Origin of the sequence: Novipirellula sp. (assembly GCF_041583735.1) — a bacterium.
In the GTDB taxonomy this organism is placed as follows: Bacteria; Planctomycetota; Planctomycetia; order Pirellulales; family Pirellulaceae; genus Novipirellula.
Genome location: NZ_JBFHFD010000011.1, coordinates 1 through 24,221, shown reverse-complemented (window position 1 = coordinate 24,221; position 24,221 = coordinate 1). Strand labels below are relative to the sequence as shown.

Genomic DNA, 24,221 nt, shown 5'->3' with positions numbered 1-24,221 from the left:
CTTAGCTCCTGCTCAGTTCGGGACGAGGGTGAATTCCAGGGGTGGACGTTCGAGTTTGTGAATGAGCGGTCGATTGATGCGGGAAGTGCGTTTTCCACCAATCTCGCACACGGGCAAAGAAAGCTCGTTGTTCTTGGCTCTGCCGGACAATCATGGATTGAGTGCTTTCTGCTTTACCAGACATGAGTTCCGTCGCTGAAAGCTGTTCACCCGCCTGCTGGATCGCCCGGCGCACCGCCGCCTTATCCTCGACGTAGATGGCGACGTTTTTGCGTCCGCGAGATGCCGTCACGTAGATTTGTTTGCTGTTTACAGCAGCAAGCGACTGTGACCCGATTGCAGCGATGGCAAGATCACAGTCCTTTCCTTGCGAAGCGTGAGACGTAATGCAGTAGCCAAGATCAAAATGGCCGTAGTCCTTCGAAACCGTCAGACCACTTGATAGAACCAAGTTTCCATCCGCATCGATCCGTTTCAGTTCATCCAATCGCCCGTTGGCGATTTGTCGTTTGCCATCGGTTGCTTTACCACCCAGGCTAAAGCGGATTTTGTCTCCCTCTGCAAACGCAACCTTTGTTTCGGTATAGACCTCAAAGCGGTCGGCTGCATCAAACGGCACATCCTTCACCTTCCTATTGCCCCCGATCAACTGAAGCCCCGACTTGCCGAATTCGTCGCGGACGACCTTGTAGCGTTCACCACGCTTGAATCCATTTTTTGTGTTTTGGTGAAATTGAACAACGAGGTTTGGATGCTGGTAAGAAAGTGGTTCGCCTTTTTGCGCGTCCGAAAGGTTGAGGGATCGTAATCGCGTCAAGTCACATTCTTCCTCCCCTATCGCCCCTGCCGCCCGCAGGACGCCACGGATATTTTCCGTAACCGCTTCCCCTTCGGCATGTGTAGGAGCGACAACAAGGACAGAGCGTTTATGTTTCAGTGCTTTGATGTATCGTTTGGCCAGAACATCGTGCCGAAGTCCGGCGTCGATTTCTTTGATCTTTCCCATTCGGTCGAGTAGATCAAAACCGGCGAGCATTCCCGTCAATCCGGTATTGGGGTCGATCAGCTCATTCCCAAGGCTAATCATCTCGATGGCCCGTTTGTACCGCCTTTTTTGTCGTTGAACCTCTTGCACATGTGCAATGTTCAGACCGGCTTCATTTTCAAGCAGCCGCATCGCTTCACCCCTCCGTGGTGAAGAGTGCTGCTTGGTATCTCCGGATAGCACCACGCGGCAATTTTGAGCTTTGCAAATATCGAAAACCGAGTTCATCGAGCGAACGTCCAATAGCCCCGCCTCGTCAATCCAAATGACTTGGTCCTTTAGTTCGGGGTGAAGTTTTTCATTGCGAAGCAGGTGCTCAACGGTTTGGGCGTCCGCGAACCCCTTCTCCTCGAGCACTTCGCGGGCGGATGTACTTGGTGCGAACACGAACAGCTTTTTGCCGTTGGCTTTGATCCCGTTGGCGGCTTCTTCCATGAGCGATGATTTTCCAGTGCCAGCACCGCCTGTGATGGCGGATACGGTATCGCGAGAGTTCAGAACATGAAGCACCGCCGCCTTTTGTTGCTCGTTGAGCCAGTCTTTGTCAAAGCGATGCTCCGCTCTCGCTATCGTCATTCGCGTGCCACGCCCCTCGCGGGCGAAGGCAATCATGCGGCTTTCCGCCTCAAGGACTTCGTGCGTCGTGACATAGTCCCTCTTGGCTCCGCGAACGTCTTTGCTTTGTTGGATGACGTCGCCCGATTGCAAGGCTGTCTCGACGTCTTCGGGGCGAAGCGTCACTCCATGCTCTAAAGCGGTCCCGACGATGACATGCTTTTCGACTGTGGATTGACGAAACAGGTGATGCTCGATTGCATAGCGAACGGATGCTTCGATCCGTATTGTTTCATCTTGTTCCTGCTTTACCGCTTTTGTATTCAATGCGTCGAACGCTTCGCGTTCTTGCGGGGTCAAGCGACTTTGCCATTGTTCGCGAAGTTGCTCTACACTGGCCCCTTTGTCTTTCTTCTCACGCGTCTTGGCGCCAAGCTTTCCTTTGGCTTCGGCATCGGTAATGCTTTGGGCTTGAGCTGCGGCCTCGACTTGAGCGGTTCTACGAGCAAACTTTTCAATCGTGGATCGATCGATGCCTTTGATTTCCCAACCTCGCTTCAGTCTCCCGCTTTGCGTGAACGCGACATTGCCAACCTCGTAGCCGAGCGAGTGGTTCAGCTTGCGGGCGAGTCGGGCTTCAAATTTGGCTTGCAGACTTTGGCGTTCTTTAAAAATGAGTTCGGGTTCTGCTGCGTACCATTTTCCATCGTCGCAAGTAAGATTTTGGCAGAAAGCGTGTATATGCAAATGCGGGTCGGCCACTCCGTCAACGGGTCTCGATGTCTTGTGAAGAAAGTCGGCGTAGACCAGAGTCCCCGTGGCTTTGCGGAGACGCGAAAATGCGTTATCGCCGGAGCGCTCTCGGCGACACATCAGCGGTTCAACGTCTTTGGTCATGGTTTCGTGAACGGCTTCGCGTAGCACGTCCAAGATCGCCTCGTCTTCGTTGATCGCCCAAACGGCGGAAACGCTTTTGGGTACTGAGAATGTCAGATCGAAGCCGGGACGACGGTCCTTTCGGCTTCGTTGTGCGAGTTTCTTTCCTGTCGCGGGATGCTCACCTGCGAGCAGGGCTTTGAATTGTTCTTTGGTGACACTGGTTCCGATTTCTAGCCCGAGAAGCTCTGCACCCTTGCCGTTCCAGGTTCCTGAAATTTCGGTGCCAGTGTAGTAGTCACCCTGCGTCAACACCGTGTCAAAATAACGGCTCGTTCCGACGATGTTTTTGGCTTGGGTGGCGGTCAACATGGCAATGCCTTTGGTAGGGTCAGTGACGCTGTTGTGATCCCCGGAGGGAAGAAAAAAGTTGATATAGGCTTGACTCCGATACGTGGTATCGGTGGTGTCAGCGTGAACCGAGTCGGCGAGTCAATTCAACCAGTGAATGCCCATAAATCCGAATCGATCCACAGGCAAATTCAACCGCCGACGGATGCAGATTTTGACACCAAATTTGCGTCAGCCCCGACGCCGTTGGAGGCGAGGGAAACGTTCCCATCGGAGGCAATTTCAAACGCATCTGAGGCGAGGCATTCGGCCAGACGCAGGGCGACACCGCTAAGGTTGAATCCGCCATCGTTGGCGAGTTTGTGCTTGGTTAGCGATTCCAGATCGTCTTTGGCGATCGGCTGGTTAGCCGCTACCAAGGCACGGCAAACCTCCATGACGTCGCTCTTTCGAGCAAACGGCTTACTCGCTTTGTTCGCAGCTTTGCCATTCGCTCGTTTCGTGCCGTCCATCGCTTTCAAAAGTGCTTCGAGCTGGTTCTTCACCTTCTCAATTGCATCGAGGCGTTCTTTGGTTTCTGTGTACTCGCGATCGACTGGCTCCAATTCGGCAAGCAAGGTTTCGCGGACGTTATCAATTGCAGACATAAGGCTCTCTCCAAAAACGTTGAAAATGAAAATGGTGGATGTGAATCGGCTATCGGTCGCTGCTTGGGCGGCCGGTTGTTATGGTGATTTGGAACGGGCTGTTAGTGGCACAGCTAATAAGCTGTCCAACGATTGGCGAAGTGAGCGACCACGCCACGGAAAGCACGATCGAAGGTTACGTTTTGCAACTCGACTTCTTCTAAAGCGAAGCGGGCGACTTCGGTTTCGTCGAACGGTTCCAGAATCATCAAGCCGTCAAAAGCTTGCCAGAGTTCGGGGGTCATCCGCACGCTTTGCTTGCTGGAATCTGGCAACGTGATTTCACGTGTGCCTTCATCACGGTAGCGTTCTAGTTTTTCTTGGGTCACAATCGTCATCTCCTGACGCTAGCACGGTATAAAATTGAAATGCAATCTTTAAGGTGAAGCCAAGGCTACATTCCCATGTCCGTACCGGCGGCACGGTTGAAGTCACGCTTGGCTGTATTTTGTAAAGCCGCTTTTTCAAGGTTGGATTGAGACAGTTGATGTTGTTTCGCAAGAGCTTGTTCTAAGGCTTTGATTTGATGCATGATTCTGCGATTGCCACTTGGGTTGTAACTTCCTGTGGTGTTTCCCAAGGGCGTTAGCTCATATGTGGAATCTGGTTTGGAAAGAAGTTTTTTCAAGCCGACAATCCGCTCTTCGAGTGTTGGCTCTTTCTTCGATGATTGTCCGCTATTGCCTTTCGCAGCAGCATTGAAAATCGGTGTGAGCCCCTTTTCGGGCGGTGGTTCGTATCGCTGTGCGCTCGCCACATTGTTGTTTCCACCGCCGCCTATGCCACGGCCGTTCCCTCCTCCGCGCCCACTCCCTCCCGCCGCCAGTTTTGGGACGGGCGTTTCACTTTTTGCATTAAGTCGGTTCTTGGCTTCTTGGAAGTCTGCGTTTACGTCACGGGGCATCGAAGAATCCTTCGGGAAGGAGGAATGTTGTCACGGGGTTGCGGTATGGCGTAAGGTCCGTGCAATCGCGAAGTGGTACAAAAACAATCAATGGACATCCCCTCGAATACTCGTCCGCACGGACGACACGCCATCCAAAGAACGGCGTCCAGTAGTCCGCGTTGGTTTTGTCGTTCGCTGTGGGAATGCCTTTTGTCGGGTAAGCCCGATACGTGTACTGAATCGAAGGAATACCCCAGCCAATCACGATTGCGATCGCTACCGCGGCGATGATCGCGGCATTGCGGAGCTTCCGGCGGATGGCTCGATAGCTACGGGCGATAGGGTCAGAGGCATCGGTCTCAAAAACGTTCATTCGCTTATCCTCGGTAAGGGTTGGGGCCAGCGATCCGGCGGAAGGCTTCTCGTTCGAAATAGCCCACCTTGTTGACCAGCATTGGTTTGTTAGCGCCTACCAGCACCAATGCAAGTCGCTGATCCATTCGCTGCAGATCCTCAGGACGGATCAAAGGCACCGATTGGTGGCCGCGACCAAAGGACTGGTCAGGCATTGTGGAAGTGCTTTGGGGCCGATCGTTTAGCGATAGGTTTTCGATCCCTTTCATACCGATCATCTTGCTAAACGTTTCGCAGGTTTCCGGACCGCGAAGCGAAGTGATCCACATCAGCTCACTTGCCGAGAGAATTTGACGGACACCGGAGCGACCAAAGACTTCGTCAACTTGGCCTTCTAATTCTTGCCATGCTGCAAATATGCGAAGATTAAATTTACGACCAATGTTCATGAAGCGAGCAATAGGAAAGCAGCCAATTTCGGTGGCTTCGTCGACCAAAGCTGTTACGCAATTGCCCGGTCTGCCTTTGCAGACCTGTTGAAATAAGTAGGTCATCGTCGCCGCAGCCATCCGTTGATGGGTTTTGATCCGTTCACCGGGATAGCAGATGTAGAGGGTTACGTTCTTTTCACCTGTTTTGAGCAACGCGGGGTCAAAGCCTGGACCTGAAACGTGGCGACCTACCGATGAGTAGCCGTCATAAAGACCGATTGCTTGTTTTGCACATCCAAAGCCGCCACTAAATTGCTGAGGTGCCGCTGTAAGTACTCCGTTCAAACCATTGGCAAGCAATGCTAATTCGCCTGCGAATGCACTGCTCTCCATCGCTTCCACGAAGGCTTCGTTAAGCTCCGCTGGCCCCGATAATATTCTTTCGCGAACATTGGGCAGTGTGATGTCTCGCCCACGGTTGAGTTCATCAAGGCAGGTGAATTCGAGCAACTCGCGTCCGTCGATCTCAAAAAATCTGGTTTTAGCGTCGGTTTTCAAATTGTCAGGAAGCAAGAGCTCGACACGGTTCTTGATATTCTCTCGAACACGTTCGGGTTTTCCCTTGAACTCGCTGCTACCGAAAAAGTTGATCCCACAATCTGTAATCTGATGATCGGGATGAAGGATCTCGTTCGCGTCATCGGGGTGAGGGCAAACGACATACACGTCGTTACCTAGCAACTCTCGGGCAACATGTGTCATTGAATAGATTTCGAGCGTTGGGTCAAAGACGATATGTGTTCCTGGGTCCGTCAATAAAGTGGGACAAAAACATTTGGCAGTCTTGCCGCCACCCGGCGGCGAGACGATGGACCCCGAGCCTTCCGAATCGAATCGCAAATCGACGGTTTTTCGCCGGTCATTTATCGTGCCAAGGAAGATGCCACTAGTGGGCTGCACGATGGGCTGCGTTCGCTTAAAAAAGTTCATTCGTTCTGCCCTCCTTTGTGGTTGACCAATACTGCACAGCACGCGTCATCTTTCCATCGCTTCCACGGAGGCTTCGTTGAGTTCCGCTGGCCCCGACAATATTCTTTCGCGAAGATTGGGCAGCGTGATGTCTCGCCCGCGGTTGAGTTCATCAAGGCAGGTGAGCTCGAGCAAATCACGCCCGTCGATCTCAAAAAACCTTGTATTAGCATCAGTCTTCACATTATCGGGAAGCAAGGGTTCGACACGGTTCTTGACGTTCTCGCGAACGCTTTCGGGTTTTCCCTTCAACTCGCTCCTACCAAAAATGTTGATCCCACAATCTACAATCCGATGATCGGGATGAAGGATCTCGTTTGCGTCATCGGGGTGAGGGCAAGCGACGTATAAATCGTTGTCGAGCGACTCCCCTGCAATATGTGTCATCGAGCAAAGTTCAATCGGTGGGTCCACGACGATGGTAGTGGCTGTTTTGCCGGCACCGGGTGGAGATACAATTGAGGCTGATCCCTCAGAATTAGATAAAGCGCCACGAGCGTGCTGCTCGTTGGGCTGCGTTCGCTTAAAAAAGTTCATTCGTTCTGCCCTCCTTTATGGTTGACCAATCCTGCCTGGCGGGCATCATCGAGGGTGCCGAAAGAGGATTGGCCGTGCTCTTTCGCTGATTGTTTGAATACTTCACGGCGTTTTCGGTAGTGCCGCAGTTTGGCCCAATCGTCGAGCATCCTGATTACTTGAGTGATCGTCATCCAGCCCGTCACAAAGGCAGCGGGCGTACCCCACGGGTATCCCTGTTCGCCACGGTCGAGCAGGTACGTTGTCACCCAAATCAATCCACCAACGTAGATCAGTGTTAACAGGGGATGACGGAATGTTTCGGTATGTGGATTTGGTCCGGCATTCATGGCAGTTTGTCCTTTTCTGGAAAATCGAAACGAAACACGTGAGCAAATTAACTTTTCGCGTGTGGTCCCTCCCCCAACGTCGTTGGAGGTGCAGTCTTTGGTATCGCGAATGGATTAAGGTCGAGTTCGACTTTCGACACTTTCCGTTTGATCAGCATCCGATAGACGCAATAGCGGATCGCATTGATCGCGGTGGTTCCGATTCGTCGGAAAAAACGTACGATGGCCACTACGATTTCTGAAATGACGGCGATCAAATCTTGCACAAGTGCCAGAAACAAGACCGCAATAGCGTTTCCCACTGCACAAAACATCAATGCATGGGCAACAAGCATCGCGTCATCTGCAGTTCCCTTGTTGGGGAACGGAAAAGCATCGGCAACTTTAAAAGCATTGTCGTCTTCGTCGGCTAGCGAAAGAAACGTGACAATTGGGTCAGGCTTGGGATTTTGGCCCTGCGCGTATTGGGACCACACGATCAGGGCTAGTGAGAGGACATAGCACACTGAGGCAGTTCCCTTGTGAACGTTCTTGAGTAAAGTCATCTATCAATCTCCTTGAAAGTGGTTGCGTGTGACTGTTTACAACAGATTGGTAATCACCTATCGATTTTGCAGAGTGCCGGGCGGTAACGCGCTGCTAATTACGGCCTCAATTAGGTCGTCTGGCGAGCGAGAGAAGCAACTGTTGGCGTTGATGGCACCGATATCTCGAAAAAACTTCTCATGTTCGTCTTTGTCACCCGAGAACATCGAGATAAGTCGGCGATCTGTTTTGTTTTCGGTGGCCCATTGCCGCGTCAATGGAATCATGCCTGCAAATTGGGCATCGGAATCCGAAGGTGTTACACCACAAACGCAGTCGGCTACGACCATCAGAAACTGACGCTTGCCAACGCCTACGCTTGCCAAATGGGTCATTCCAGAACCCAACATCTCTCGCATAACACCATCGCTGCCAGAGGCATCAATTGACGAAAGAAAATCTCGCAAATTTTGTAGTGATGCACCGCCATCACTCTCTTGCTCTTTAATTTGTGTCACCGGAAACCTTCGCGTCCCGATGGAACTATGAACTTCGATTCCGATTTCCAATGATTTAACCAGTGGAGGTAGTGATTCGCTCAAACTTAGGATGGTCAAATTGTTTTCCTGGATCTTGGACGCCATACTCCCAGATCCGTCATAAACAACTTGCAAGACGATTGATTCACCAACTAACGCCTCGACATTCCCACCATTCATTTCGATGCGATGTGCGATGGAACCGGGCTTTTTGAAACTCACATTCGGAATTTGGACCGGCACGATCACTGGTACGGGGGCTTCTTTGTTCTCAAGTTCGGTTTCAACTTTTGGATGTCGCATCGCCGGTATCTCATCAACGGCTACAATTTGGTTGTTGAGATGTGGCAGCGTGAACGAGAATGCGAGTGCCGGATCGGGCGTCAGGCGGATAACATTACCGTGACGTATCTGAAAGAATAGTTTCCAGAATCTTTCAAGCTCTCTCCGCTGGTCTCTGTCAGTTCCCCATGTCATGTTCGGGATGAGCCAGGAGATCAATGTTGCGTCAGGAAGATCCGGGCGTTCGCTGAAGGGTGAATGGAGAGCGAACAAAAGGCCGTCACTTGGCACCATACCTTTTTCCGTAGTAAATGTTGGATCATCTGGCTCGTCGTATGTCGGCGCGCCACACAAGATAATGCGACAGGGGTACGTCGTTCGCCGCAGGTTGGCAACTGTTGAGGGTACCAATGGAAGATGCAATTGATCCGATCCATCAGGTGGACCGTCCGAGTTGAAGAACTTTTTCAACCCTGCAACTGCTTCTCGAAAGTCGCGATTTCGTTGCCGAGTGTTTGGGGGACCACCGGGCAGAACAATACAAGCTAGAGGCCGATGTCCCGGGGTTTCGATCACATGCACGACCGTACCGCCAGGCGCAGTCTCAACCAATGTTCTAAATTGGCTTGCAATCAATCGTCGATCACCCGGCACTTGGCGGGTTGGGACGTAAATAAATTGCTCCGTTTTTTCCGAACGCAATCTTGATCGATCAACGGCAGCAAAATGTGGGGCCGCGGAACCGGTGACAGCCGTGCTTTGCATTTTGTCACAACCTGACATGAGCAAAGCAGCGACGGCTAGGGTCGCAGCAGGTAAAAAAGATCTCATTTAAACACTCCGGTTTGTGAAGGAAGTAATGAAGCTGATTGTTGATTTATTATTCAAGCTCCTCGAGCTTGCGGCGGAGAATCGTTTTTTCACGCTCGCGGCGAAGTTCGGCAATCTTGGCCTTGATGTCGTATAAGAAGGTCACAAGTTCGTCGCGATGCCGCTGCTGAACGTCGCGTAACTTGCCGACGGTGGCAGCATTTTCGATCAATGCAAACCGAAGGTGCGCGAGGTGATCTTGATGGTCGGCATGCTTCTCATTCATTGTCGTGATGGTTGTGAAGAAACTATCCCACTGCGATTTCGCCATCATTAAAATCATCGTGGTTAAGGTTGCCAGCGCGAGCATCGTGATCGCCATCGAGACTGATCGAGACGGCCATTCATTTGGAACGTCTTCAAAGATTGAGCGTTCTTCAAGTCCGCTGCCGACGATGCGGCAGAATAGAAACGTTGCAGTCAAAATGAGTGGCAAAGACCACATCGCGAAAATCTTGGTAAGGCGTGGGCGCTCTTTGGGCTGGGAACTGAAGAAATAGAATTTCAACCAGAACAGCAATCCAGAAATTGGCAAAAAACTAAAGGCCAATGCACGCCAAAACGTGGCTGGGATTGGTGGCGCATCAGGGTCGGCGGCGGGTGTCTCGAACAAGCCTCCGGTTTGCACTGATGCAACACCAGTGTCAATCTCGGCATAGAACGCGTAGGCACCGAACGCAAGCAGAGTTGAAAGCACCAAAGCACTGGCGACAACAACAGCGCGAGGTCTGTCGGTCCGCAAACGTGTCCCTGTATCGACGCGGTCCACCAGGTCGCGGTCATCGACTTCCCTTTCGATCAGCTGTTCGAGGTCAGTTCCATGTTTTTCCACGATCGGCAACAATTCAGCGCTCTCTGCGCGTTGGAGCGACCGCTTTTTGTCCGACCAATAAAGTGCTTCCGCTTGACTGCGTTGATCGTCGTCGCTCGAATCGATTAGCGGACCTAGTTCCGCAACATCGATTTCAATGTCCGCTGCCGGGGAGAAAAGTTCCTGACCTGCGATGCTAAAGCGAATGCCATGCGGCAAGCCATCGTAGATTGGATTCTCGACCAGGTCGTTGATGTCCAACTTTGGGGATTCGTTCTGAGAACCACTATGTTTGTTATGAAGCACGTTCGTTACCTAAAAAAGTTGTTGGAAGGAGTTCAATCAGGAGCCTAAGGATTTAATTTGGTGAGTTGTTTGGGGGCATCAGCCGACCAACAATTCGGAAGGCGATACTGCGAGAATTCAGTCTTGCCGACGGCGAGCCCTAGCTTCGGATCACTACGTTGACCGGGATGACCACGCCGAGAAAGCAACGCCAGCATTCAGCGGCAATTCGAACGTTTTCAATTTTCAATACGGAGACTGGCCCTCCACAATACGGACATGCCGGGTCATCATTGGGAACTTTTGGCTGATCCATCGTGCCTTTATCCACCGCTCGGGGAGTATTTAGCTCGGCCATTTCTTGATTCCTTAGTGAAGGTTCTGAAAGTACGTACCTTTAGCCGTGTCGCCCCGAAGGGCGATTTAGAAACTGGGAAAAGATGAACTGCAAATTAGTTCATCGAGAAAGGCTCATCGCCATTTACATGTCGGCGCTGTTGCGCAGAAAGCAAGATGTTGCCACCTATTTCTTCAAGCACCTGACGAAGCTCAAGTTTTTGCAATTGAGCGGTCGCCGTCACGGAATTGTGGATGTCCCAGGCGAGGTATCCCGTTGGTTCCGGCGGTGCCAGCTTCTCACGATCGCGAACGCGGTTAAAAATATCGATACGCAAATCAGGATCGATGCCAAGCACTTCGTCCGCATCTAACTTACCGGCGAGTCTACGCTTCACTGTGCGATGCAAGGCGAGCAGGTCGTTATCCAACACCGGCTGCTCAACAATTCCTTCATACAATCGTCGGGCGCTCTCCGCTGCCGTCGCCTGGGCCTTGTCTAATTGCCGGACGAACGCGTTGATCTTCGCGCTATAGGATTGGTTTCCGAACTTCGAATAATAAACCGACGCGTGTTCCGTTTGGCGAGTGCAGCCATTGCTGCAAACCAATCTCAATGTGAACAAATCCGATTTCAGTCTTGGGCCGCCGGTTTCGCTATTGCTGATTTCCAGCCCAACTTTGATTACATCACCCACTTCCGGCTGAACCTCGACGCCTGGGATCAAAAATTCCAACTTCACCCCGAAATCTGATACAATTCCCTTGTCGAATTTCAAGAGATCATCGTTAAAAGACATCGCTTCGAGTACGTCGATAGTCTTGGCAACTCCTTTTTTCGCGCTGCCATGCATGTAAAGCTCAGACTCAACGACTCCCACGACAGTCCCGTTCGAAACGCAAACCGTCACAGGCTTCCCTTTGTCTCTCTTTCGCTGCTCAAAGATCCCGTTGAATTGATCGAATGGAAGGTCCTGTTCGAATCCAAGCGGAATCACACATGCCTTGACCAGCTGGTCATGCACAGTGTCTGTGTAGGGAAACCTGGTGTTACTAAATTCAAGGGTCCCCTCCTCCTGGATGGTGATTTCCTCCAGCCTAGTTTTGAAATGAGTGACCGCGAATGAGGCCTCAAGATGCTTGTGTAAATCGTCGCGGTTGGTAACGCGAACTTCACGAGACTCGGTAAGTTTTTCTGGCTTCATGGCTCTATACCTTGCTTTAAGGTGAGTTCCAGAAGTTTTGGTCAACGATGCGCGTTAACAAGTTTTTCGGGCGACGTTGACAACAAATTCTGGACGGAAACTTGAATGGCATTCCTTGCCCCGTGTGACGGCCTGCTGGAAAACCACATCGAATAGCGGTTTCCACGTAACCAGATTAAGAATACACAAAGTGCGACCGCACGTCAAGCCGGTCGCACTTCACGGGTTTGAGAATGTTAAGAGCGGTACCTTGATATTGGACCAAAGGTCGGTTCGTTGAGAATCGGTTGTACGAACTTTGAACCGGTGCTGCTTCATGCTCTTTGGCTTATCTAGGTCCATCGTGCAGGCCTCGCCGTCCAGACGCACAATACCGCCTGTCGCACGAAACGCGTCCACCAACTCGATCAACTCACGCTTCTTTTCATCCGGAAGCACTTCACCTTCGGTTCGTTTGAGATGAGTCTTGGCGGCTTCGTGTTTCTTAGCGAAAAACTCAGTCAACCGTTTTGCCGTGACCACTTCACCAGGCCGAAGATCATCTATTATTTTGCATGCTGTATTGAACCTCTCAGTGATTCCTTGCTTCGTAAGCGCGACTTCCCGTTTCAACACATATTCTTTCATGACGCGAATATCGTTCAACGTAAGCGAAGCCAAACCGTGAATCCGAGCGTGTTCAATCACCGCCTCAATCGATGGAGCCGTTTCGCTTTGGGTTGAAGTTGTTTCGCTTTGCCGCATTTCCTCCGTGTCCGTGCTATCCGGCGAGCCTATCACTCTTTCAGATGCTTTGTCAAACTCTTCGGACTTCACTCCCTTAAGATACGTTTCGGATGATTCGAAAAATTTGAAAACACGATTACAAGCTTCCACAGGATGATTGGTACCAAATGCGGAGCCTGCATTTATTGGTAGCTTTGAGTTGTCGATTAATCGAGTCCGCTTTTGCTCAACACTTAAGTTCGGTGCTACCACCTTCAACGCTGCTACTACTGGTCGCAAAATCCTTCGGAGGATTGCATTGCTGACTGGCTTTCCCGCGACTGTTGCTTCGTGGGTCGCTGCTTTAAGAGCTTGCTTGGCCACCGCCATTGCTTCCATGACCACATCTATCGACTCCCAATCTTCGGGACTCAAGGACTTGGTTGGGTCCCAACTTCCCAGGAAGGCTGCAATGAATGGATCCAGCAATTCCGCATCTTGCAAAGCCGCGATTCTCATTTCGCTGAGATTCGCCGCGGACAATTCAGTTTGTTTTTTTTTCATCCCTAAATATTCTCAATGCGCTGAATGGGCGACCAGCCTAGACCGCTACAGGTAAATGCGCCCCAATGGACTACCGAACCAAACGGAGGATTCGGCTCATCAATGTACCGCTTGCAAAAACTCTTCCACTCATCGAGCTCGTATTTGTCTTCAGCAAGCGGCCAGTACTGCTCTTCTAGACACTTGAGTACGTCGCTACCATTTCTGAGAGACTCACCGCGATGGTCATCCTCACCACGCAACCATCGCTGCGCCAGTCGCACTGATGCGATCGGAGTTTTTCCTTCAACGATGTAATCGTAGAAACGGTAGAAAAACAGCGTGCATGCGAGCTGATCGACTTGCCAAAGACAGGATACGACGGTACGGGATCCCGCGTAGTGGAACGCAAGTGGGAAGCTAACATATTCATCGATATCGTTTGGGACAAGCACGGCCGTTTCACATCCGCTCAATGTCGTCACGTCCGTTAAGGGAAGCCGCAGCTTCTCAAATATCTTCTGGAGCTTCAACCGATCGGTTCTTGTGCCGTCGCGAAGCACTGAATCAAGTGGGGCAAGTAAATTAGACATCGCATGCCCGGCAAAATGCCATATTTGAGAAGATTGGGATCGCTTGGTTAGTTCTTCAAACGTGTACTCGGAGGGGTCGCACGATCCCGCCGTCAGTACCTCGGCAATCTTTCGCACCTCCATTGGTGCCAATTCATCATCACAGTCGTTCGACGCAAGTAACAATGTGTCATTGCCGGGAATACTGGGCTTCTCGGCTAGACGTTTCAGGATTGAGAGGCTGGGAACGGTTTGCACGTCAAATAAATCGCACATGCGTACTTGATCGCCTAGCGGAATTGCATGAAATGGAAAAAGATGCAGCTCGCGATTGGGAACGATGATAATCGACTCACAGTCACCGATCTCTGACATTATTGGCTGCAATAGTCGCTCGCTAAGCGCATCCGTTATTTCATCGATGACATTTTTCCACGCTTCTGTATCTTGCGTCTCTCGATGTGTCTCAAATCCTCCCCACCAGCGTTTTCCCAGCTCCGTCACTCTACTCTTACTGAGGCTCGTCAATTGATAGAAACGATGGCCACCCTTCTTTATCACTACAGCGGAAAGCCCACTCTCATTAACATGGAGATGCAAAATTGCCGTCCGGTCGTTCGGCAAGAGGTGCACTGCGTCCTCGAGTGTGGCTGTTTCAACGGGAACCGTAGGGTTGAAAAAAGGATCATGCTGCTCCTTAATAGTGCGAACGATTGCTTGATAGGCAATCAGGCTCTCGTCAAATGTTTGTAGTTCGGGTTCCCCGCTTGTCTCGGTATCGATTTGTGGCGAATGTGCTTTTTGCAAACTGTCGCCATAGACCGGTGCAAGCACCCACATCTTCACGTCATGGCCTCTTGCTTCGCGTGATGCAGCATTGTGTACTTCAGCTCGTGCAAGTTGTAGCTGTTTTCGCAAGACATCGGGACATATTGAAGGCTGAGATTCTGTGCTCACCATCTCAAATATCACTCTCGCCCTCGCTTGCTCGCTCACGCTGACTAAAGTTTCTGTCAGCTCTGCACAATTGCGCTCTGTGATTAGCTTTGCCAAGATAACTGCACGCTTCGCATAGCAAGTGGCAACCTTTGTTTGAAGAGAAAGACGCTTTCGTGGATCTACTACACGAAAACGCATTACGGAAGACACTTCGATTGCCTCAGCCAACAATTGGTCCGCTTCTCCTAGACTAACAAACGCGTTCTCTGCATTTGCTATATCACTACAAAGCATTCCCGCCTGCATAAGTGCCAAGAATCGATCCTCAAGGAACTGCCCTTCAAAGGTTGTTTGCCAGCTTTTTGCAGCAACTCGAAACGCGGCGCATGCTTCCTCAATTGCACCGATAGCAACGAACGCTCTGCCGCGGAGGTTCTCAATTTCCGCAGATGCGCGACTCGTGTCCATTTGCCATACGTCGACATTTTGAACGGCTTTCTGCGCCTGATCGATTTGAAGTATCGATTCACGGGGATTCGCAGCTTCAAGCAAAAACTTCGCAAAGGCGAGTCGCACAATGAAAAGCGGTACTGCTACTCGTTCCCCAATTCGACCTCGATTTGATTCCAACATAACGATAGCTTCTTCATAAAGACCTTTCGCTTCAACTTCGTTTCCAAGCGATCGCTGAGTCACCGCATGCAAGCTCAAACAAGTCGAGAAATCATTCGCAATCGTGCCGGGTCGTGATTTAAACTCTTCCCTAAGCTGGGCCGCAGCGACACCTAAATGCCGAGCGGCCGACTGAACGTTTCCTTCGTGCATGTCGAGTAGTCCAGCAGCAATTCCTAACCGAGCGAGAACTTCCTTCGGGATCCATTGCCCGGCGTGCGCTGCAATTTCCTGGTAGTGAATCGCGCGAATTGTCTCTGCTCTGGCTCTATCAATAGCCCCACACTCAGCTAATGCGATAGCATAATCCGCCAATACCTCCACCATCAAAGGAATGTCCCGTTCCTGTGGACAGTCGTTGTTGCCGGAGCAACACAAAATGGTGGCAGAAACACTAAATGGACTGACTGCACTTATTGATTCGCCAGCCATTCGCAGCATTCGTCCGTATGAAAGCTTGGATTCTGCAAACTGCCTTCTGTATTTATGTCGCCCTTCCGCCATATAGAGATAGGCTGCGGCGTTCATTGCTGCATCAAGATTGTTGTATGCATCTCTCATTCGCCCCAACGCAATGTCCGCATTTCCAAATGCGAGACACACTGCAATGGATATCTCGCCATAAGCTTCCAATAACTCTTCTGTGCAGAAATTGTCGCCATCTTCCGCGCTCTGTTTCGCACGATTCCAAAGTTTCTCGATTGCCTGACGTGTCTTGAGGATAACGTCGGTCTTGCCTACTCCAATTTCGAGATGGAGCAGGTCAATGAGCGCCTGGATACCCTTTTCCGGACGTTTTAGCTCAAGCGTATGCTTAAGCACATTCGCTAGGACTGTGCGTGCCAACTCCACGTCACCCATTGCTTGATGAACTTTACCCATTTGATGTGCGGCTTCGGTAAGTATTGCTAGTACACGCTTAGGTGGTCGCCTTTTGTTAGAGTATTGTTCAAACACTGTTGATAATATAGTCACTCCATCACTAATAAAGCCGGCCGTAACAAGATCCGTCGCTTGTAGTACACGGAGCCAGCTGATCGTTCGCGCGGAGCGGTAACTCTTTCTCTTGACGCGTTCAAAAAGCCGAATCAGAACATGACTTGCCTCGTTTGCTGCCATCGTGAGGCCATAGTTGGAAAGTAAGATCTTGAGCGTTTCTACGTCTCGTAGTGACTCTTTGGTGAGTACGTGATCCTTGTCACAAGCGGAATAAAGAAACAGAGCCTTGCGCATGTGATGCACGGCTTCATTGGAGACTTCCGCCTCCTTTTGAAACTCTCGAACGAAATCAAGGTGAGTTTCCGCAATTTCTTCCGCCTGTAACATCGCAAATGGCGAACGCAGTCGGTCTGCCTCTGCGGTTTCTAAAGCATTTTTTGCGTCAAGGTAATTTAGTCGTCGACAGGCGCGAGCCATTCCAACCGATACTGGGACCAACACCTCAAATGCATTCATGCCTAATGCCAGCTTGTAGAATCTTTTGAGTCCCTCAACATGTAACTGAAGATCTTCCCTTTCCCATGCTTCTGGCATCCGTCTAGTCAAGTATGCTCGGCAGCCAACGTACTGGCCGACGAGGTTTAGCGTGGATTGCTCTCGTTCAGTGAGATGCGTCCAAGAGTTGAGCTGCGAAGGATCATGGTTCTTCTTTCCCGGTGATAAATGCTTCAACCACTGCAGAAGTTCAAACCTACACTTCAGCGACAAGTGTGAGCTAGAAAAGACAATTGCTCGAAGTTCTCGCCACCCCGTAAATGAATCTCCGGAAGCAAGCTTATGCCTCAGGACATTCACCCAGTCTCGCTCATTTTCTCTTTCTGAGGAACCAAGCATTTATTGCCTCGCTAGATTGAGTTTGAATTCACATCTTATTTTTAACACATTAGGAATGTTACGTTTGTTGACTACTGAGGAATGACGGTTCGTAGTCACTCAGTCGCCTGCGAAAAACTCGGTCTGCTTCGCCTCCACCCGGTCGACCGAATGCCACGTCGTGTGATCTACCGCGTCTGCACAATTTTCTTAATCGCCAGCGTTTTTTTGTTGCAATGCGTTAGTTTCCTATGGCAATGTCAGCGGCTATGGGGCACCGACAACTGACCATTGATTTCGACGCACTGGCAACTCGCGAGGCGGTTGTTGACTTCTCATGTCCTGGATCCAGGCCGGAAATGGTGGTTTTGCCCAAGGATGTATTCGCTGCCCGCACGCGGGCAATTTGGGACGCCGTTGAAGCCTGGTTGATTGATCTCACTCCAGCGCACGGTTTTGATGCTTTTAGCCTTGGCGTTTTTGACAAAATCGCACCTGAAGCGACGGGGTCATTTGCTGACGCCGACCAGGTACAATCCATCACCAACGAATATGCACTTGCTGCGGGCGTCGCGATCGCGGCCGATGAAGCGGCGGTGATGCTTGAAGAACACGGGCATCCCGATGACGCGTCAACGATAGTTCGAGCTTATTATTTCGCATTGGCCCTCAGTACGCTCGGTTACGACCTTGAGCACTATCTCCCTGGTATGCCAGTACATGCTCTTGATCTGTGATTTTTTGCTGCGTAATTCTCCGACATGGGAAACAACCGAGTCCAAGATTTTCCACTGACAGAGTGTTCCTTTTCTCGCCGTCATAGGCAATTCTCTCGTCAAAATCGCTTCTTATTTCGCCACAGAATCCTCTGGAGTGGTACGATGCCAATATTTGGGGTCTACACAAGTCAATTTCCAACATAAGGCCTTCTGACGCTTTAAATTGCATTTGTTGGCCTATCGCCCAAGCGTCAGAGCAGTCGCCTGACTTTGTCCAGCATTCATTGCGTCATCAACAATGACTTTGTTCCAGTCAGAACCACGGAACACTGGTCGATCGTCTCTGAACTCTAAATCGTTCCGACGAGTCATGGAAACAATTTCGCGAAGGTTCGCACTGAGAGCATCGCCTGCGGGATCGTTATCAAACGCAGCAACGATCTGAGCGCCCTGCCCCATCCGCTCGATCGCTGATTGGATTAATGCGGGCTGCGCCGGATTCATTTGACCTGAAAGCGACCCGACACGAATGTCATTGCACTGTTCACGCTTCACTAGGTAGGACAGGGCATCGAGGCCGCTTTCAGCAAATGCCAAAACGCGATCGGTTTCGAAAGCCGCCGACATCCAAAGCCCCTTTCGTCCGCCCTTGCTGAACATGTTTACCCCTGGACCTTTGATCTCGTAGCCGGTCAGACATCGATCTTTGCTTCCCGAGTCGTCAGGACATCCCCAGTGTGGAAACACAATCGATCCGCGTTTGGGGCAGTGGCGAACGCGATCGTAAAGACGCTCCCGTTTGAGTAAGTCAAACGGAATCCCGCGAGTGTTGCAAAGGTAGGGATGGGGTTCGTCGATTGCATTGAAGTTCGAGTAACGAGCCGCAACGCCGAGCAGGTCTGTTTGACTTGGCTTGATCTCGCTTGCGAAACGCCCGCGATACGTCGTTTGCAAGTCACTGACGTAACCGCCATCGAGATACGGACGAAGCAGTTGGCGTGCCCGGCCCAATGTGCATCTCGGTTCAATTACCTTTTGGGCGAAATCGATCGCGGTTCCGCTCGATGCCGGATCGTGAACACTACAGTAGATAAAATGCTTGCCGTTCTGCGAAACGATAATCTTATCGGCTCCATTAGACATGAGCACCGAGTGGCGTGTCGATTTTTTTCGGTCAATCGTGTAGCCGTGAGCACTTGCAATGACACTCAGGTTCACTTTTTTGAAGGCTTCCAATTCCTCGTTGCGATCCATATCTCCAGTATCTCCTGTTGTTAAGTTATTCGCAGTCGGCATCTGGCCAACGCAACAGAGTTGACTCGGTTAACTCGATCCCCTCCTCCTCGCTGAACCATGCCGTAGCGGGCCGTCGCGTATCGAATGTCCATTCGTATCGGGCGGTCACCCATGCGTGGTTCTCCCAGATTGCAAGGAGATCGCCCGCATGCACTGGCTTTTGATTTAAGAAATGCCGTGGGCCAGTCGATTCACGTTTGAGCTCGAGATGGTGAGTTTCTCCCGTGTTTTCCGGTGAAGTCGGATCGAGCGCATCACGTAGCCGGTCAATAGCCTCCAAGCCCCCTGCCCTAATGATGTTTGCAAATTCACCGATTCCTTGCACTGCGTCGCCGTCGAGTCCGAGAACGTCGGCCATGAGCTGGTTGGCGATCCGGCGCGCTTGCACCTCGCTGTTTGTTGCTCCAAGCTTTTCGCCGTGGACGGCCAAGTCCAGGAAATGCTCCAAGGCTGACTGAGGCTGTGTTTTGATCATGGTTTCTTTCTCCTTCAAAACCGGCTATAGGGTTAGCGAAACACTCGCTTCCAAAAACCTTTGTCACGCTCGGATCGCAACGCTCGCTTCAATTGATTGATTTCTTGCTCGTGTTGCGAAGTAAGCTCCTTTTTCATCTGAGCAATTGCCTCTTTCCAACCGTTTGCTTTGTTGGAGTGATCTTCCAATAGTCGCAACGACGACTTGTGTTCCTCTCGATTGTCGTCAAGGATTTTGCGAAGATAGTCAAGCTGGTCCTGAAACTGCCGACGCTCTCGCTCACGTTCTTCCTCAATTGCTTTTAGCTGGGCGCGAAGATCCTCGCCCCCTACTCCACCGATACGATTCGTTTCGGATTTGCCTTTCGGCTTTTCAAGCCTTGAGAAGTCACACTCGTCACCGAAGTAACGCACGAGTTCCGAAGCATCAATCTCGCGATGCCCCTGCTTGTTCTTGGAAAAGGACACGTCACCGACGTCCAGATGCTTCCTGATGGTCGCCCGGCTCTTATCGGTAATCTTTGCTGCCTTTGAAATCGAGTACTTCGTCGCCAATGTCAGTCACACTTGGTTGGTTGAGTTCAATAGCAACTCTACGCTTTGTGACATTTACCAACAAACACTTTCCGCACTGGCAATTGGACTTATCCACAGATGACATGTAACTGCCATGGCACGGTATCAACTGCCAACCAAGTGTCTAAACCATTGTGCCACCATTGATACAGCACAATAACAATGCATCGCCATGATTTCGTTCCAGCCTTGCCATGGTCAACCGCATGCGGACATGGCAACGCCGCTTCGTGCCATGGAACGAAGTCTGTTGAAGCTGGCGAACTTAATTGCTTGGTAAACACTGCCATGCAAAGAGTTCCGCAAGCCACCACTGAATTGCCATGGTCAAAAACCATGGCCACGTGCCAGCTCTGCCACCCTATTGCCACCACGACGATTGACTGTGTTTGATTGCTGATTTCTGCCAAGTTGTGACCATGGCGCGTGCCATGGTTATAAGCATGTTGTCGGGTTATCAGTCGCAGAGTGAGCAAGGCGTTTCGTTGGTGCCACTGGCACGATGCTGGTTGCAACCATGGCAAGGTGCCAGAAGTGCCATGGAGAATACGCAATGCTTGACAAGGAGCAATCGAATCGGCACTCTGAATTTCATCGGTTCGCTCGCAGGAGACGATCAATCTCCGAGAACCATCAATGCCAATCAACAACGAAGAGGAGGAGGACGCACGTCCGAATGAGTTAACTCAAAACAAAAAAAAGACCACCGTTGGTAGCGGTGGCCTTTGAACGAAGAGTGTGAAGTGTTCTCCAAAATCGATAGAGACACCGTAGCGCGATTCAATTCTCCACGCAAGTCAAAAGTGATTCGGCGAAAGTTTTTGCTGTGCGTAACACTTTTCAAGCGGAAGTTTTGTGAACGCTCCCCAAAGACGCGTCAATTGCACATGGAAAACATCACATCAATATCGAGTGACAGACAACAATACAGCGGAGGACGTATCGCTTCACAGCAATACCGCCAGTCCATGGCGTTTTGCATGGAGTTTGACGGGCTGGAAGAGGGCGTAAATCGCTACGATTTATTGCTGCTCGTTAAAAAATTGGGAAAATCGGCAGGTTTTACCCCGCGGATGATCCATCTTCTTGATTACTACATGGCCTTTACTCGACAAGAAGATTGGGAGGAGGGGAGTCGTCCGGTGGTTTACCAGTCACTTTCCCGAACCGCCCTCGCCCTCGGCATATCTGAACGGCAAGTCCAGAAACTAGAGAAAGCGTTAGCTGACGTTGGAGCGATTACGTGGAATGACAGCGGTAACCATAAACGTTATGGTCAACGCGATCCGAAAACAGGTCGCATCCTCTATGCCTTTGGTGTGGAACTAACACCGCTTGCGAGCCTCAAATCTGAATTGGAAAACAAATTGCACGAGAAACAACTCATCGATGCTACTTGGATGGAAACCAAACGTCAGATTTCCTGGCATCGAAGTCAAATTCGTTCTTTGATTGCGTTATCGCAGGAGGAGGGTAGGGATGTGGCATGCCATCAGCGCCGCTACGACGAGATCGCCATTCAGATTCGAACGCATCTAGACCTCGCTACACTGCGACTACTTCTAGAGCGGCATAGAACGCTCTACAGCGAGTTGGTTGCGGTAATGGGGGAATGCACAGTGAAGTCAAAACGGCCCACTCAGGAGCCTCGTATTGCGAAAGAAACACATGAAAGTTCACCCAGAGGCGAATTAAAGTTCGTTCACTACGAGTCTACAACCCAACAACCATTTAATAAATTAAATACAATTAGTTCGACGCCCAGTCGTTTTCGGGATGGGGTAGGGACGAGGTGCTCGGCAAACGTTCCGTCTCGCGATTGTGGGATCAGCCACGTTCGGATCGGATCAGCTATCAATGCAGCGAGCCAACGCCTTCGAGACCATTTGCCGTTGCACCCGGAGTGGCCGGACATCGTCAATGCCGCCTCAAGAATTCGGGAAGATTTGGGCATATCGCAATCAGGATGGGGCAACGCCTGTCAAACGCTTGGCCGCACCGGAGCTGCACTGTGTGTTCTGGTCACTGATCGAGCCGCTCAACGCGATTATCAACCGGCACGTCAACCAGCAGCCTACTTCCAAGGAATGCTTAACCGTGCCAAATCAGGAAATTTGCATCTTCACAAATCGATATTTGGATTGAGCAAACGAAATGAGGTTTCTCAAGAAATTTGTTGAGACTTGCGACGGTTTTGATGTGAATATGTGATGTCGACCATATTTGTCACCATCTGATGTACACAGCATTTTGCCGTTCCATACGGCGATTTAGGGAAAGGGGCGATAGGAACATGAGAGCAGGGCAAAGACAGGGCTGGTTTCTAGCGTTAGTCTCTAGTTTTGCTGTGTACCAAGACGCCAATTATTGGCGACGGTAGAATTTTTGCATTTGAGGTGAGCAGACTTTATAGCCTCGACAACAAGAAACCACCGCCGTACATGGACGCGAGCGAACGAAGTCAACAACCCCAGATCGCATCAACACAGACGTGCCCGACCCAATGAGGTTCCGCCTGCTCAGCATCGACCATCGATCGACACGCTACGGTTGATAGAATCGGCCTTACGCCGCCCGCTTTAATGTTGACGTCGCCATCATACGAAGTCAGTGTCTGGATGCACTGGTACCGCCACAACGTCGAACAATAAATATAAACCGATGAACACATCGGTCCATCGCGGCGATTGGGATTGGGCCGAGTCCATGCCGCTGGATCAAGCCGCCGAGCGATCGAGAACCCCAAAGCGTCTTGCCGACGACGAGAAGATGGCACGTATCGAAGCCGCGATCAAACGCTGGGAAACCAAACCAAAGCGAAACGAGCCGAGACCTATCTAAAAAAGCTACGCAAACAGCATCGCCACCTCGAAAGAAAGAAAAATCGGCCACCTACTGACTAGGCGATTGCTCCCCAAAGTTTCGCTGCGGCATCGGCGGTGCCGGGTACTGCCCCAAGACGGCGTGCCAGTAAGCCCACGAACGCGGATCAATCACGCCTGGTGGCGCGTTGGCAAGAACGTGACGCAATGCATCATCGTCAAGCTCACTACGGATAGTTTGCATATCCGCGAACGTCGCGTGCGTCATCGCATACGCGACAAACCGAACGGTGTCCTCCAAGGCTTCTTCGGGCGACTCAAACCAAATCACACGTTCAGCAACGTCGAAGAACGTTTTGTTGAGTGGAAGTGACTTCATCGGGAGAGTCCTTGATCGCGATCACTGGCGGACTGTCCCAGCAAAGGCAGGTTAGCAAGGTCTACTTTCTGAACAGCAGCAACTAAACGCTTGCGTGTCTCTTGTGGGAGTTTCCTAACACTGCCATCCTCGAAATAGCAAAGAGCCTTCAGTGTCAGTTCCGGATTGAACTGCTTGCCGTAGACCATTCGTCCTGCCCTGAGTGCTTGCGGCAAGTCAATCACTTTCGCCTCGATCATCGCATCAATATCAATATAGTCCTTGACCTCGGCACGCTTCTGCACGACGGCGACTTTGGTTCCAGCAAGATCGTAGATGCTGGCGACCGTGATCCCGTTCTCGTCGACTGTGTCCCCGCCTCGCAACCGCTTCAGTTCAGGAACGCCAAAGAATGAAACCGAAACGTCTTTGCCACGATTGATTTTCGCTGTCAACGTGTTGGCACTTTTTTGGGTGACTTCGGCGTCGCGTAGAAACGGCACCTTTCCAAGAAGCGCATCAGGATCGAAATCTTCATTTCCAAAGAAGTCGAAATCCACCGACTGCCGGTGCCCTAAACGAAGAGCAATGGCGGTGCCTCCATAAAGTGTGAATGAATCGGGTACATCGATCAGCTCTGGCCAAAGCCGACGTTGGGCGTCGGAATGTGTCAACGACAGTGAGACAACTTTTTGATAGTTGTTAGGTGCTGCATCCCGCGTGCTCAGGGGCCAGCCCCCGAACCCCCGGGATTTTTTCAGGCATGACTCGGGTGTTCAAAGAGTTTGTTGCTGGTACTGT

The 24,221-nt window shown here is 51.0% G+C and carries 23 protein-coding genes; 3 read left to right on the top strand and 20 right to left on the bottom strand.

Annotated elements, in window-relative coordinates:
- Position 1 precedes the first annotated feature (1 nt).
- The 14 genes from mobF to ABX962_RS01975 all read right to left on the bottom strand — a co-directional run bounded on the left by mobF (position 2) and on the right by ABX962_RS01975 (position 16,896).
- The gene (gene mobF, locus ABX962_RS02040; RefSeq protein ID WP_372716141.1) at positions 2–2,848 is read right to left on the bottom strand and encodes a MobF family relaxase; all 2,847 of its coding nucleotides are present in this window, start codon (positions 2,846–2,848) and stop codon (positions 2–4) included.
- Positions 2,849–3,018: 170 nt separating this feature from the next.
- The gene (locus ABX962_RS02035; RefSeq protein WP_372716139.1) at positions 3,019–3,474 is read right to left on the bottom strand and encodes a hypothetical protein; all 456 of its coding nucleotides are present in this window, start codon (positions 3,472–3,474) and stop codon (positions 3,019–3,021) included.
- Between the two features lie 113 nt (positions 3,475–3,587).
- Complete coding sequence (locus tag ABX962_RS02030; protein ID WP_372716138.1) at positions 3,588–3,842, bottom strand: hypothetical protein; 255 nt, start codon at positions 3,840–3,842, stop codon at positions 3,588–3,590.
- Between the two features lie 65 nt (positions 3,843–3,907).
- Complete coding sequence (locus tag ABX962_RS02025) at positions 3,908–4,417, bottom strand: hypothetical protein (protein WP_372716136.1); 510 nt, start codon at positions 4,415–4,417, stop codon at positions 3,908–3,910.
- Positions 4,407–4,772 carry a hypothetical protein gene (locus ABX962_RS02020; protein ID WP_372716134.1) on the bottom strand — a complete coding sequence of 122 codons (366 nt, stop codon included), beginning with the start codon at positions 4,770–4,772 and terminating at the stop codon, positions 4,407–4,409. The genes ABX962_RS02025 and ABX962_RS02020 overlap by 11 nt, the downstream gene beginning before the upstream one ends.
- Positions 4,773–4,776: 4 nt before the next feature.
- Positions 4,777–6,174, bottom strand: a complete 1,398-nt coding sequence (locus ABX962_RS02015) for a type IV secretory system conjugative DNA transfer family protein (RefSeq protein WP_372716132.1) — start codon at positions 6,172–6,174, stop codon at positions 4,777–4,779.
- Positions 6,175–6,219: 45 nt separating this feature from the next.
- Complete coding sequence (locus ABX962_RS02010; RefSeq protein WP_372716130.1) at positions 6,220–6,600, bottom strand: hypothetical protein; 381 nt, start codon at positions 6,598–6,600, stop codon at positions 6,220–6,222.
- 146 nt (positions 6,601–6,746) lie between these two features.
- Positions 6,747–7,079 carry a hypothetical protein gene (locus ABX962_RS02005; RefSeq protein WP_372716128.1) on the bottom strand — a complete coding sequence of 111 codons (333 nt, stop codon included), beginning with the start codon at positions 7,077–7,079 and terminating at the stop codon, positions 6,747–6,749.
- A gap of 47 nt (positions 7,080–7,126) precedes the next feature.
- Positions 7,127–7,624, bottom strand: coding sequence for a hypothetical protein (locus ABX962_RS02000; RefSeq protein WP_372716127.1), 498 nt, complete (start codon positions 7,622–7,624; stop codon positions 7,127–7,129).
- Positions 7,625–7,681: 57 nt separating this feature from the next.
- Complete coding sequence (locus ABX962_RS01995) at positions 7,682–9,256, bottom strand: hypothetical protein (protein ID WP_372716125.1); 1,575 nt, start codon at positions 9,254–9,256, stop codon at positions 7,682–7,684.
- Between the two features lie 49 nt (positions 9,257–9,305).
- Positions 9,306–10,412 (bottom strand): hypothetical protein, encoded by a 1,107-nt coding sequence (locus tag ABX962_RS01990; RefSeq protein ID WP_372716123.1) that lies wholly within the window; start codon positions 10,410–10,412, stop codon positions 9,306–9,308.
- Positions 10,413–10,843: 431 nt separating this feature from the next.
- Positions 10,844–11,932 carry a hypothetical protein gene (locus ABX962_RS01985; RefSeq protein ID WP_372716121.1) on the bottom strand — a complete coding sequence of 363 codons (1,089 nt, stop codon included), beginning with the start codon at positions 11,930–11,932 and terminating at the stop codon, positions 10,844–10,846.
- Between the two features lie 219 nt (positions 11,933–12,151).
- A complete protein-coding gene (locus ABX962_RS01980; protein WP_372716120.1) occupies positions 12,152–13,201 on the bottom strand; it encodes a hypothetical protein in 1,050 nt (349 codons plus the stop codon).
- Positions 13,202–13,203: 2 nt separating this feature from the next.
- The gene (locus ABX962_RS01975; RefSeq protein WP_372716118.1) at positions 13,204–16,896 is read right to left on the bottom strand and encodes a CHAT domain-containing protein; all 3,693 of its coding nucleotides are present in this window, start codon (positions 16,894–16,896) and stop codon (positions 13,204–13,206) included.
- A gap of 530 nt (positions 16,897–17,426) precedes the next feature.
- Between ABX962_RS01975 and ABX962_RS01970 the strand changes: the two genes are divergently transcribed.
- Positions 17,427–17,912: a hypothetical protein gene (locus ABX962_RS01970; RefSeq protein ID WP_372716116.1), complete on the top strand. Its 486-nt coding sequence runs from the start codon at positions 17,427–17,429 to the stop codon at positions 17,910–17,912.
- Between the two features lie 219 nt (positions 17,913–18,131).
- Here ABX962_RS01970 and ABX962_RS01965 read toward each other — a convergent pair whose 3' ends face one another.
- The 4 genes from ABX962_RS01965 to ABX962_RS01950 form a co-directional block, all read right to left on the bottom strand.
- Positions 18,132–19,148, bottom strand: coding sequence for a DUF3991 domain-containing protein (locus ABX962_RS01965; RefSeq protein ID WP_372716115.1), 1,017 nt, complete (start codon positions 19,146–19,148; stop codon positions 18,132–18,134).
- A gap of 25 nt (positions 19,149–19,173) precedes the next feature.
- Positions 19,174–19,683: a hypothetical protein gene (locus tag ABX962_RS01960; RefSeq protein ID WP_372716113.1), complete on the bottom strand. Its 510-nt coding sequence runs from the start codon at positions 19,681–19,683 to the stop codon at positions 19,174–19,176.
- Between the two features lie 14 nt (positions 19,684–19,697).
- Entirely contained in the window at positions 19,698–20,132 is a 435-nt protein-coding gene (locus tag ABX962_RS01955) for a hypothetical protein (RefSeq protein ID WP_372716111.1), read from the bottom strand.
- Between the two features lie 176 nt (positions 20,133–20,308).
- Positions 20,309–20,887: a hypothetical protein gene (locus ABX962_RS01950; RefSeq protein ID WP_372716109.1), complete on the bottom strand. Its 579-nt coding sequence runs from the start codon at positions 20,885–20,887 to the stop codon at positions 20,309–20,311.
- A 96-nt stretch (positions 20,888–20,983) separates the two neighbouring features.
- On the opposite strand from ABX962_RS01950, the gene repC reads away from it, so the two are divergent.
- Both repC and ABX962_RS01940 read left to right on the top strand, forming a co-directional pair.
- Complete coding sequence (repC, locus tag ABX962_RS01945) at positions 20,984–22,420, top strand: plasmid replication protein RepC (RefSeq protein ID WP_372716107.1); 1,437 nt, start codon at positions 20,984–20,986, stop codon at positions 22,418–22,420.
- A gap of 481 nt (positions 22,421–22,901) precedes the next feature.
- The gene (locus ABX962_RS01940; RefSeq protein ID WP_372716105.1) at positions 22,902–23,081 is read left to right on the top strand and encodes a hypothetical protein; all 180 of its coding nucleotides are present in this window, start codon (positions 22,902–22,904) and stop codon (positions 23,079–23,081) included.
- Positions 23,082–23,132: 51 nt separating this feature from the next.
- On the opposite strand, the gene ABX962_RS01935 is transcribed toward ABX962_RS01940, so the two are convergent.
- Both ABX962_RS01935 and ABX962_RS01930 read right to left on the bottom strand, forming a co-directional pair.
- Positions 23,133–23,441: a hypothetical protein gene (locus ABX962_RS01935; RefSeq protein WP_339938660.1), complete on the bottom strand. Its 309-nt coding sequence runs from the start codon at positions 23,439–23,441 to the stop codon at positions 23,133–23,135.
- Complete coding sequence (locus ABX962_RS01930) at positions 23,438–24,094, bottom strand: nucleotidyl transferase AbiEii/AbiGii toxin family protein (protein ID WP_372716103.1); 657 nt, start codon at positions 24,092–24,094, stop codon at positions 23,438–23,440. Before ABX962_RS01930 ends, ABX962_RS01935 begins: the two co-directional genes overlap by 4 nt.
- Positions 24,095–24,221 lie beyond the last annotated feature (127 nt).